Origin of the sequence: Petrocella sp. FN5, from assembly GCF_029210395.1 — a bacterium.
Taxonomy (GTDB): domain Bacteria; phylum Bacillota; class Clostridia; order Lachnospirales; family Vallitaleaceae; genus Petrocella.
On sequence record NZ_JARGDP010000074.1, the window covers coordinates 1 to 11,973 of the forward strand.

Genomic DNA, 11,973 nt, shown 5'->3' on the forward strand with positions numbered 1-11,973 from the left:
AATAATTTTATAATTATTTCATACTTTTTTTATAGATTGCTCACACTATGAACATAAATAGTTGGTATAGTAAGAGTACCCCTTATTCATTTCATTATGATGTGAAAGCCTTCATATTTTACTCCCTCATATAATATAGTAGAAAATAAGATCTGTTCAAATGAGCAGATCTTATTTGTTTATCATATGATATCAATGATAAGAGCCACCAACCATGCATATAGAAGAATTATTCTGTGAAAAAATATTATATAAGACATAATTCAAGAGAAACTAGCAGTTAAGTTGTGAATATTTCAATAATACACAGAAAAGATATACTGAATTCATAATTTAGACATATTTATTTGCTATGATTAAAAAGTAATAACTATCCCCCCTTTTATTATATAATATGCTTAGTCCTACCCAGCGTGAAGTAATATTCTACTGCGGTAGGGTATTTTTTGCATTTTTTTAGATGAAATGATAAGATGCTAAAGAAGAAAGAACAAAGGGCTTTGCTTCGTATTGCATGTAAGTGGCTCATGGCAGCAGAGATTCTTGACCCTTTAGCAAAAGTATGACTTTCCTAGAGTTAGAATATTAAGGAGCGAAAAAATGAGACTAAGAAATGTAAAAAAAGCCTTCAATCGGATTAATGATTATGAGAAACTGATTAAAGACCCAATAAATTACAAAGGAAAATGGCACACATATTTTGACAATGACAATCCTATACATATTGAAATTGGTATGGGAAGAGGGCGTTTTCTAATAGAACAAGCAAAAAAAAATCCGACTATTAATTATATCGGCTTTGAAAAGTTCACAGTTGTAATGGTGAAAAGCTTGGATAATATTAAGGAAGAAGGCGACATTAGTAACTTGTGTGTGGTTCGATATGACGCTCAGGATATATTAGAACTTTTTGAAGAAAACGAAGTTGCAAAGGTATACTTGAACTTTTCTGATCCGTGGCCCAAAGAACGACACTATAAAAGAAGATTGACATATAGAGAATTTTTGAAAAAATACGAGATTATTTTAAGACCGGAAGGCTTATTGTGTTTTAAAACGGACAACCAACTGCTTTTCGATTTTTCACTGAGAGAAATGCAGATGCTTGGTATGAGTATTCTAAAGGAAACAAGAAACCTACATGGCAGTCCTTGGGTACAAGAGAATATCATGACTGAATATGAAGAGAAGTTCACAAAAGAAGGTATTGCCATTAATATGGTTGAAGCGCGTTTCAGCAATCGGTGACAATTAGCTTAGAAACTCAATAATGAGTGAAAAAACAATAAATATGGCAATGGTAATAAGCAGCGGCGGCGTAAAAATTGACTGTTTTCCTTGTATAGTCAAAGGCTCAACAGCTTCCGGTTGCTCTAGTGCCTCCTTCATATCTTCTTGGAAATCATGATCAATAAGTGATGTGCGATTAAGTCCCATAAAGACTTCAGTAGGTAATTTCAGACTACCCTTAAAGACTTTACTATTTCCTTTGAGCAACGAACGAAGAAGTAGGAAAGCAATAGGTAGAAAGAATAATGCATATATGAAAAGACCAATGAGCATGATAGCTAACTGAGCATTTGTAGGGTCGGTATTAGCGGCAATTTCACCCATTAAGATTTCATTATCAGAAAAAGCCTTAATAATCATATTTGAGACATAAAGCATTGTTGTGCTTGTTGCATTGATTGTGAAGTGAATAATAATAGCACTATAGATGGACTCAGTAATCAAAACGACGTAGCACATAAGAGCGCCCATTACAAAGGCATATAGAAACTGATTGATGTTTAAGTGAATGAATCCAAAAAACAAACCACTAATGATGCAAGTCACAAGAACAGACTCTTTTCTATAATTGCTTATGATTAAGGAACGGGTTAAAAGTTCCTCGAAAATAGCCGGAAAAACAGAGGTTAAAAGAAGCACGAATAAGTATGGATAGTCCAAAACAGCAAGTAGAGTACCTTGAATCTGATTGCGGACAAAAAACTGTGAAAGAACATTAATAACACTGAGAGAAGGCATAATCGACCAAGCAAGACCTATACAAATCAAGACATCAAGAGGTCGAATTTTATGTAAATGTAAGGTTGATTTTATGGGAGATTTTGTAACAACCAGATAGGTAACGACGGATAAAGCTACGAAACCAAGCTGAGAAATCAAAATATTAAAGATAAAATTAACTTCCCATTGCAAAGAGCTTATTATGGTTGCCAAAGTAAGGTTGCCTAAGATAAAATAAGTTATGGTAATCATTTGAAATAAATTGCCACGTTTGACAGAAAACATAAGTTACCTCCAGATGTCTTATAGATTATGCATCTATCATAACATAAGTCTAAATTAGATGGTATAAAAACAATATAAGCTTAAGACAATGTTTAAGCATAAAAACCATGCAGCTTAATGTTCGCATACAATATATAGTTGCGAATGTATCAATATAATCTATATATTGTATGCGAAATAAGTGAAACTTAATTTATACACTTTTATCAGACAATAATAAAAGAAACCAAACTTTACAGGAGCAAGATAGTGAATTATAATTAGTTCATGGTTAAGGCGTCAAGAAATAGTTCTGACCCTTTCACCAAGTTATTACAGAAGCTATTTTGGAGGGTTTCATGATTATGAAGAAATTATTGGGCTTATTAGCTGTTATTGCACTAGGACTGAGTATATTTGCAAGTACGGCCAATGGAAGTGAAGTAATCAGCCCTCAAGCAGAATACCTGAACGTCATTGGTTTACTTAAAGGAACAGGTCAAGACTATGGCCTCAATCAATCCTTGACGCGTCAAGAAGCAGCCGTCATGATTGTTAGGTTAAAAGGTGATGAAGACTTAGTCCAGTCCATGGATTTTAACCATCCTTTTGATGATGTATCATTATGGGCGTCATCTTATGTAGGTTATTTATATAACCATGGATTGACCAGGGGTAAATCATCTACTGAGTTTGGGGCACAGGATTTTGTGACTCAAGAACAGTATGTGACACTTTTGTTAAGAGCATTGGCTTATGATGATGCTACCGGCGACTTCACGTGGTCAAATAGTTTAAACAAAGCAAAAGAAATCGGAATTCTATCATCAACATCCAAAAAGTCTATTTTTACAAGAAGAGAGATGGTCAGCCTAACCTATAATGCACTATTTAGTAAAAAAAAGGCACAAAACACAACATTACTGGATCAACTTCAAGTCAAAAAGGCAGTTCCTAATACGATTGACAAAGCGGATAAATTCTTAAGTTTAGCCTTCTTTGATATACAGAAGATGCCGGTGTCATATAAAGCTTTAGTGCAGAATGTAGAAAAAATGATTTACGAGATGGAAGAGACCCAAACATACGACATGTCATTAATAAGTCGTGTAGATGTGAGTAATCTTATTGAAGATGCAAAAGTCGCTATGAATCAAGTTCCCATGTATTCATCTGTAATCAATAGCTACAAGATTACACAAAGAGGCAATGATTTGATGATAGCAATTGAGTATACGATTACAAAGCCAGAACTTGAAATGGCAAAGAATAAAGCTAAAGAAGTGGTAGGCCAAATAATCACATCTCATATGAGCGATTTTGAAAAAGAGCTGGCCATTCATGATTACATCGTTCATCAAGTGACCTATGATCAATCGCCAGTGCTTAATCCGGCTGTATTCACTATTTATGGTGCCCTAATCGATGGTAGAGCGGTTTGTCATGGTTATGCCGAAGCATTCCAATATATGGCATATTTAGCAGGTCTTAATACGAAGATTGTCTTTGGAACAGCTAAAGTGGATGGTGTGGATATAGGCCATGCGTGGAATATGATAGAGCTTGACGGTAAGTACTATCATGTGGACACGACTTGGAATGACCCGGTATCTTCACTAGGTTCACATAACATTACTTATGATTATTTTAATGTTACAGATCAAGACTTGATGGCTACCCATTCTTGGAATAAGTCTGAATATGTACAGGGGACAGGTACTTATTATAATTACTATACTTATCATAAACTTGAAGTTATTGGCACGGAAGGCTTAAGAGCTTATCTTCAAAATGAGTTTAATAGAGGAAGTAAAGCAATGACGATAAAAGTAAAAGGTGTTCAAATGACCATGGAAACACTAAGGAAAGTTTTAGCAAGATGCTATGGATATGGCAGTGTTAGTTATAATGTCAATGAATCTACCAATGTCGTGTACATAACAGTTCACTAAAGAAATGATTATTATTGGACAATTCTTTTAATCTAAGGTAAAGTAATAGATGAGAGATGTGCAATAAGACGAAAAATATTTTAAACATTGACTATATCCAAAAAACATAATATAATAATATTGATAGTCAAGTGGTTACAAGAAAAGAAATGGAGGCATTATTATGGCAATGACATTCACAGATGCAAATTTTGAAGCAGAAGTTCTTAAATCAGAGGTACCGGTTTTGGTTGATTTTTATGCAGATTGGTGTGGACCATGTAAGATGATGGCACCATCTATAGAGCAGCTGGCAAATGAATATGAAGGTAAAGTAAAAATTGGAAAGCTGGATGTAGATACTAACGGTGTTACAGCACAACATTACAGAGTAATGAGTATTCCGACGCTATTGATATTTAAAGGTGGAGAAGTTGTAGACACCATAGTCGGTGCAGTACCTAAAAATCAAGTTGAAGCAAAGATTAAAGCAGCAATGTAAATCATCAAAGACGATCTTATCCTAGGTCGTCTTTTTTATTCTCTAGGAGCGTGTCCAGCAAAGCTGGCCACTTGCAAGTCATACTCTAGCATTTGCGTCAAGGTCCTTTCCTTTCGAACCGTTCAGAAATATGAGCAGAGCTCATAACGAAGCGTAGCTTCTTTTCTTGGGTGTTTTTTTTAGATAGCACGACTTGTTTCTCCTTGATTGATTTTTGTCTGGGCAGGTGTTATAATCCCATGTAGAGTGGTATGTTTATGAATGCATATAAGCATAAAAAGTAGATTTTGGAGGTAGAAAATGAAAACGATTGCATATTATGTAACAGATAGTGGGTTTGGGCACATAACCAGATCAGCAGCTATAATTTCACATATAATTGAAAACAGTGACTATAATGTAATATTGGCTTCAAATAAGATTCAGAATGACCATGCAAAAATTGAATTAAGAAAATATGAAAAACGGGTTTCTTTTATCAATGTGGAAACAGATGCAAATTCAAAGTTCATTGAGAATTCTCATCAAGTAGATCTAGAAGGTACGGCAGAAAACATACGTGTTTATACGAGTAAGCTCGAAGATCTAATAGAGTATCAGTATAATTTGTTAAAAGGCATGGAGATTGTCATGGTCATTACGGATATTAGCATTCTAGGTATTATGGTGGCTAAGAAGCTTAGGGTGAAAGTGGTCGGAATTTCTAATTATACATGGTACAATCGTTTTAAGAACTTTGGAATTGAAAATGATTTAATTGAGATCTATCGTACATGGTACAATCAATTGGATATGCTATATAGATTTGAACTTTCTGATGATATGAGTGGTATTGATTGTCCTAAGGAGGATGTGGGTCTAGTTTGTAGAGACGTGAGTCAAATGAGCAGTGGTGATTTCAAAAAACTATATTGGCCGGCAGTATACCTTTCAGTGGGACAAGTTGAAAAGAAGAAGGAGAAGTTTAAGATTGATTTCCCCTCCGGAACAGTTTTTGCTACGGGCACCATAGAAGTAGAAGGTAATGTCCATGTTGTAAAACTACCTTCTAGATTATCGCATACACAAGATTATATTGCTGCAAGTTCTTTTGCATTAATTAAAGGTGGTTGGTCTTCTGTAGCAGAGTGTCTAATTCTAGATGTGCCATTTGGAATACTTGATGAAGACGATACAGAGGATCAAGAACTGGTTGAAAAGCTTTTTTCAAATAACTATGCTTTCCGAACAACTGAAGAAGAGTTACGTAAATTTCACATTAAAGATATGAACATCAAAGCGGTATCAGTCAATAGACCACATTATACCAATGATGCAAATAATATAGCCCAAAAAATGCTTAGAGTTATAAATTAAATAAAGATAAAACAACCCCTATTTTACCTCATTGTATCGGTAGAATAGGGGTTGTTTTATAAAAACACTTTGTGCTATGCTTATAACTTATAGGGGTTTGTCTCAGAATCATCTAAAGCTTCAATTAGAGCAATCTTTCTATTGTAGTGTCGATCAATAACATGATCGATAATGTTTTTTATAACTGCGAAGAATGGAACACCGACGAACATACCTATAAAGCCAAACATACCCCCAAAAAGTATAATGGCAAAAATCACCCAAAAAGGTTCAAGACCTGTAGAATCACCCAATATTTTTGGCCCCAATATATTACCGTCAAATTGTTGCAGAGCCAATATGATGATGGCAAACAATAATACCTTTTCAGGAGAACCGATGAGAAGGAACAAGATACCTATGAATCCACCAATAAAAGGACCGAAGTAAGGAATCATATTGGTTACCCCTATAATAACACTAATCAATATTGGGTAAGGTATTTTTGAAATCAAAAGTATAAAAAAACATAAAAGACCAATAATCAAACTATCCAAAAGTTTGCCAATAAAAAAACTAGAAAAGATCCGATGGCTTTCCTTGAAAGTGTTGAATACGGCACCATTTGCTTGGGGAGGTATTATGGCCGTAACAAACCTACCTGCATTTTTTAGATAGGCTTCCTTGTTATAGATTAAGTAAATGGCTATAATGAATCCAAAGAAAAGATTCATAACGACAGAAGCGATATTTTTCGTAAAATTGAGGATCTCCGGCATGAATTGATTGAAGATATCTGTAATTTGTTCCAGCGTTTGAGGTATATTTTCTGAAACAAAGGCACTTAGAAGCTTGAAATCAATATAATAGTTTTCGGTGCCAAAGGAAAAGGATGCAGTTTGCGACCACTCAATTACAGAATCAATGTAGCCAGGGAGCTTATTTGAGATGTCAGTAAAACTTCTAAACACTTGGGGCATGACAATAGCAAATAAAAACATAATACTTCCGATAACAATGAAATAGGCAAGTATTATTGATAAGACACGTTTGATTTTTAATGATTTTATATTACGTCCTTTATAAGAAATTCGATTAATTAATAGACGCTCCAAAAAATTGACCATAGGACTTATAAAAAAAGCAATCAGAAGTGCAAAAATAAAAGGTGACATAAGATTCAAAAGACTACGAATTAAAGCCATGGAGTCATTCCATGAAAACACGACTTTATATACAAGAATACAAGCAAAAAAAACAAAAACGGTATAGATGGCAATGGTTGTATATTTGAGGTTATGATTAATTTTCAACAGGGAGCCTCCTTATGAATTGTTATGTACTTATGATAACAAAGATTTGCTGTTATGAATATAGGCTTTCATGATTTAACAAAAAAGTAATATACAAAATCATTGGTTAAAGTGTTAAAAATAAGTTTCACTAAATCACATAGAACATATAAGTTACCTTGATACACTTATAATGATATATTGTAGATACAATAATGTTGCATACGCTGAATATATAACTATATTTAGTAATAAATGTCCATTGTATCAAATGAAAAATCATTGTACAATAAGTTTGAGGTGATGACCATGGGAAATAGCTTCAATATTATTGGTGGAATCTTGTATATAGACAAATGGCTTTATCATGAAGCTCAAGAACTAGATAATAACATCAGCAAACTTATGGGTAGCCAGAATTTAAACATGTTCAAGCCAAGACCGACAGTGACAACCGGCATCCATAGCGTGACAATAGATTATCGAAACATAGACAGCATATCTGTACCCAAAGATCCAATGCTTTTTGTAGAAGAGTTGAGAGCCACTTATGATTCCAAGGTACGTGGACATATTCTTATAAAAAAGCAAGATCAAGTTTTGCAGGATATTGTCATTAATAAGTATTAACTTTTATAGTAAAAGCTATTCAACCAGAAAGAATATGGAGGAATAGCTTTTATTATAAACACATTTAAATCATAGACTTGGGCATAACTTGTGTATAAGTTATAATAAAAATAATCTTAAGAACGTATGTTCCACAAGGTGTAGCAGGATTAGTAAGAGCTAGGACTTCTAGAATACAAAAAGTTATCCACAAAGGATAGTGTTAATAATTCATAGACGAATCTGAATCATAGCATCATCAATTCTCTCTTTTAAAAGACTGGTGGTGTCATTTCCCATATCTTTATCAAGTAGCATTCTATGGATATCCAATTCGGTTAAATGTAACAACAATTTTCCGTTATCGTAGAAGGCCCCCTGGCTTTTAAAATCAGGGTAATGTATTTGGTCGCATTTTGTAACAATAAGGCCGATGGCTCTTAATGCTTGTCCGAGAACATTTACATCATCTGAAGATACATTTTTATAACTATATATTTCTTTGTAGGTCTTACACTCGAAGAAAATATACCTTGTATTAAAATCGAGTGCCAGTTGTTTCCAAAAGTCATGCTTAGAGTTAATGCGACATACCATTTCAAATCGATTATGACCTGAATCCATTTTTAGATTTTTGTACCAGCCACTTAGGTCTTTTTCAAATAGGTGCTTCATGATATCGAAAACATTGTTCTCGAATTTTGTCCAACTATTGGAACGGTTGGTTTCTTTAATGAGATTTTGATAAAGTTCATGGCCAATTGAAGCTTTGTAACAAAAGGGTTTAAGGGTGGTTTCAGTAAAGGCATAAATCGAGGCCATACGCTTATATGGTGTGGGAGATGGAGCTTTTCTTATCTCAATAGGTGGGTTGATACGTTCAAAGAAATCTAAAAACGCTAATGATAAGGGGTCCAAAGCCTTAGACATATGAAGAAGATCATTTTGATCCCATAAGGTGATGCCGAATTTATTTTTTGCTAAATGTACCCAATCGTCGGGTACGAAAGTGGACACGATTAAAATCATATGATTACCATGTACATCAGAATTGACCCTTTTTAGATGAAAAATTGCTTGTTCAATGGTTTCAAGAGCAACTTTTTTGGATCGATAAAGCTTAATTTCTATTACTGCACGTTGTCAGGAAGGACAGTTGATGAGCATATCAATGTCAAGTTCCGGTTTTATTTCCATATCAATATCAATCCCGGACTCTATAAATAAATTGTGGCATAGATTTTTGAATTCCTCTTTTAAGTCGCTGGTTGCAAGTGCTTTATAAAGCCCCATGTAGTAAATTCACGTCCCCATATATGTATTTTGGTGAAATAATTATCATACTCTCCACTTTTGAGTATATCATAATCTGGTTAAAGGGTCAAAACTAACTTTCACTAAATTCACATACAATATATAGATTATGTTGATGCATTCTTAACTATATATTGTATGTGAAAGTTCAACTATATAGTTTTGACACCTTAACCATAATATTTGATGTTTCACTACTTAAAAAAAGAAAAAATATTATTTGAGATGGGGAAAGGTTGTTTGACTGGAAGGCCATATTCAAGTAAAATATATTGAAGCAAACTTCGAGAAAATACAAAAAACAGGCATAAAGTACTAGTTACCCACAGATAATAACAGTTATCAACAGAATTGTGTGGATAGTTCACAGGTTATTAATGAAAAAAACACAAAAATGGCTCAATAGGATATTAATTTTATGAATTTTGAGAATGAAAGAAAGAGGACGAAAATGGCAAAATTATTCTTCAAATACGGCACTGTTTTTTCTGCAAAATCATTAAATCTGATAGCGACGGCTCATAATTATGAAACTCAAGGCAAAAAAGTATTATTAATGATACCATATATGGATACAAGATCGAATGGAAATATATCTACAAGAGCCGGCTTCGAGCTGAAAGCGGAAATGATTGATACAGATACCAATATCGTTGATGTATTTATTGAGCATTTAGATAAGAAGGAGAAAATAGATTGTGTATTGGTAGATGAGGCTCAGATGTTGTCTTCCAGACATATAGACCAGTTACGGGAGATTGTAGTACGATTTAATACACCGGTAATATGCTATGGACTGAGAGTAAGCTATACTTTAGAGCTATTTGAAGCATCTAAGAGGCTTTTTGAGCTTTCAGATAAGTTAGAAGAAATCAAAACCATATGTTGGTACTGCGCAAGTAAAGCAACACATAATCTCAAGTTAGTTGAAGGGAAGCCTGAGTACAAGGGTAATCCTATTGATATTGGTGGTTTGGAAAAATTTTTGCCGGTTTGCTACAATTGCTATGTAACCCCTCCTATTGATAATTAGAATGGTGGCAAATGGTTTTACAATATTTTAATGGAATACAAGTGAGTTGTATGATAAAATTATAATATGCTTATATGGTTAAGGTGTCAAAACTATATAGTTGAACTTTTGCATACAATATATAGTTATGAATGCATCAACGTAATCTATATATTGTATGTGAATTTAGTGAAACTTAGTTTTGACCCTTTAACCCTTATATGTATTTTAATGAAAGTTCGACTATATAGTTTTGAATCATTAATCATTACTATATATGACTTGCAATATAATTCTAGGAGGCGGATGTTATGGTAAAGAATTACGTTATTGACACCAATGTTATGATACACGATCCTAAATTCATGTATAAGTTTTCAGACAACAATGTCATCATCCCCATTTTATGTATTGAAGAATTAGATAACTTAAAAAAGAGAGATGGTTTGGTGGGATTTCATGCCAGACATGTCGCTAAAGAATTACAAATATTGATGAGTAAAGGCAATATATCAGAAGGCATTCCACTGGAAAATGGTGGTATGATAAAAGTAGAACAGAATTATTTGGACACAGATGTACTCCCAAACGGCGTCGATTATAGTAAAAATGATTCGAAAATTATTGCAGTGGTAAAGAATCTACAAGAAGCCAATCAAGACATCAAAACAATTCTAGTAACAAAAGATGTTTACATGCATATAAAGGCCAGCTCATTAGGCATTGAAGTGCAAGACTTTGAAAATGATAAGATTGACAATGACAAGATTTACTCAGGTTATGTAGATGTAGAGTGGCCATCAGAAACGATTGATGCCATATATGGAGGCGGTTTTGTACCGGAAGATTCTGTAAAAGAACAGTATTATCCGAATCAATTTCTGCATATTAAAAGCAATAACCGTTCAGGCCATGAGGTTCTTGCTCGATTTGACGGAAAAAAGATTGTACCTCTAAAATACGTTAATGAAACAGCGTGGGGCTTAACCCCAATTAATAGAGAACAGAAGATGGCTTTTGAATTACTTATGAATCCAGATATACATTTTGTTACAATTACAGGTGGTGCAGGATCCGGTAAGACTATATTATCTACAGCAGCGGCACTTCAGAATGTTATTGAATCAAATCGGTATAGAAAAATTGTTTTCGTAAGACCGGTAGTACCGGCAGGAGAAGATATTGGTTATTTACCAGGTACAGAGGTCGAAAAGCTTAAACCTTGGATGGGTAGCTTCTATGATGCGATTGAGAATCTAACGGACTTAAAGGACTTGAATAAAGATAGCCAAAAAGAACAACGTTTCAACAACCAGAAGCCATTGTTTACTGTAGATGATTTTATTGATCAGTATAGGCAAAGAGGTATTATAGAAACAAAAACCTTCACTTATATGCGCGGCAGAACTTTTACCAACTCGTTTATCATTGTTGACGAGGCACAAGAAATGACACCTCATCTAGCTAAATTAATGCTTACGAGAGCAGGCCATAATTCTAAGTTCATTTTATTAGGAGATCCAAGCGATAACCAGATTGATAATCATTATGTAGATGCCAGATCAAATGGTTTGATTTATACCGTTGAAAAGATGAAGCCTTTCGGAATAACAGGCCACGTCACTCTAAAACGAGTTGAACGTAGTCCTCTTGCAGAAATAGCAGAACGAAACATGTAACCAACTTACAACATATATGTGAGAT

The 11,973-nt window shown here is 34.0% G+C and carries 11 protein-coding genes; 7 read left to right on the top strand and 4 right to left on the bottom strand.

Annotated elements, in window-relative coordinates; translation table 11 throughout:
- Nucleotides 1–600 precede the first annotated feature (600 nt).
- Nucleotides 601–1,248: a tRNA (guanosine(46)-N7)-methyltransferase TrmB gene (gene trmB / locus P0N36_RS12920; RefSeq protein ID WP_275843268.1), complete on the top strand. Its 648-nt coding sequence runs from the start codon at nt 601–603 to the stop codon at nt 1,246–1,248.
- 3 nt (nt 1,249–1,251) lie between these two features.
- On the opposite strand, the gene P0N36_RS12925 is transcribed toward trmB, so the two are convergent.
- Nucleotides 1,252–2,295 (bottom strand): CPBP family intramembrane glutamic endopeptidase, encoded by a 1,044-nt coding sequence (locus tag P0N36_RS12925; RefSeq protein ID WP_275843269.1) that lies wholly within the window; start codon nt 2,293–2,295, stop codon nt 1,252–1,254.
- A 344-nt stretch (nt 2,296–2,639) separates the two neighbouring features.
- Between P0N36_RS12925 and P0N36_RS12930 the strand changes: the two genes are divergently transcribed.
- The 3 genes from P0N36_RS12930 (at nt 2,640) to P0N36_RS12940 (ending at nt 6,063) form a co-directional block, all read left to right on the top strand.
- The gene (locus P0N36_RS12930) at nt 2,640–4,226 is read left to right on the top strand and encodes a transglutaminase domain-containing protein (RefSeq protein ID WP_275843270.1); all 1,587 of its coding nucleotides are present in this window, start codon (nt 2,640–2,642) and stop codon (nt 4,224–4,226) included.
- Between the two features lie 163 nt (nt 4,227–4,389).
- Complete coding sequence (gene trxA / locus P0N36_RS12935; RefSeq protein ID WP_275843271.1) at nt 4,390–4,707, top strand: thioredoxin; 318 nt, start codon at nt 4,390–4,392, stop codon at nt 4,705–4,707.
- A gap of 300 nt (nt 4,708–5,007) precedes the next feature.
- Nucleotides 5,008–6,063, top strand: coding sequence for a hypothetical protein (locus P0N36_RS12940; RefSeq protein ID WP_275843272.1), 1,056 nt, complete (start codon nt 5,008–5,010; stop codon nt 6,061–6,063).
- Between the two features lie 80 nt (nt 6,064–6,143).
- Here P0N36_RS12940 and P0N36_RS12945 read toward each other — a convergent pair whose 3' ends face one another.
- A complete protein-coding gene (locus P0N36_RS12945) occupies nt 6,144–7,355 on the bottom strand; it encodes an AI-2E family transporter (RefSeq protein ID WP_275843273.1) in 1,212 nt (403 codons plus the stop codon).
- A gap of 288 nt (nt 7,356–7,643) precedes the next feature.
- On the opposite strand from P0N36_RS12945, the gene P0N36_RS12950 reads away from it, so the two are divergent.
- Nucleotides 7,644–7,964 (top strand): hypothetical protein, encoded by a 321-nt coding sequence (locus P0N36_RS12950; protein ID WP_275843274.1) that lies wholly within the window; start codon nt 7,644–7,646, stop codon nt 7,962–7,964.
- 210 nt (nt 7,965–8,174) lie between these two features.
- Here P0N36_RS12950 and P0N36_RS12955 read toward each other — a convergent pair whose 3' ends face one another.
- Nucleotides 8,175–8,972, bottom strand: a complete 798-nt coding sequence (locus P0N36_RS12955; protein ID WP_275843275.1) for a hypothetical protein — start codon at nt 8,970–8,972, stop codon at nt 8,175–8,177.
- Between the two features lie 114 nt (nt 8,973–9,086).
- Entirely contained in the window at nt 9,087–9,236 is a 150-nt protein-coding gene (locus P0N36_RS12960; RefSeq protein ID WP_275843276.1) for a hypothetical protein, read from the bottom strand.
- A gap of 472 nt (nt 9,237–9,708) precedes the next feature.
- Between P0N36_RS12960 and P0N36_RS12965 the strand changes: the two genes are divergently transcribed.
- The gene (locus tag P0N36_RS12965) at nt 9,709–10,290 is read left to right on the top strand and encodes a thymidine kinase (RefSeq protein WP_275843277.1); all 582 of its coding nucleotides are present in this window, start codon (nt 9,709–9,711) and stop codon (nt 10,288–10,290) included.
- A 290-nt stretch (nt 10,291–10,580) separates the two neighbouring features.
- The gene (locus P0N36_RS12970) at nt 10,581–11,948 is read left to right on the top strand and encodes a PhoH family protein (RefSeq protein ID WP_275843278.1); all 1,368 of its coding nucleotides are present in this window, start codon (nt 10,581–10,583) and stop codon (nt 11,946–11,948) included.
- The last annotated feature ends 25 nt before the right edge of the window (nt 11,949–11,973 follow it).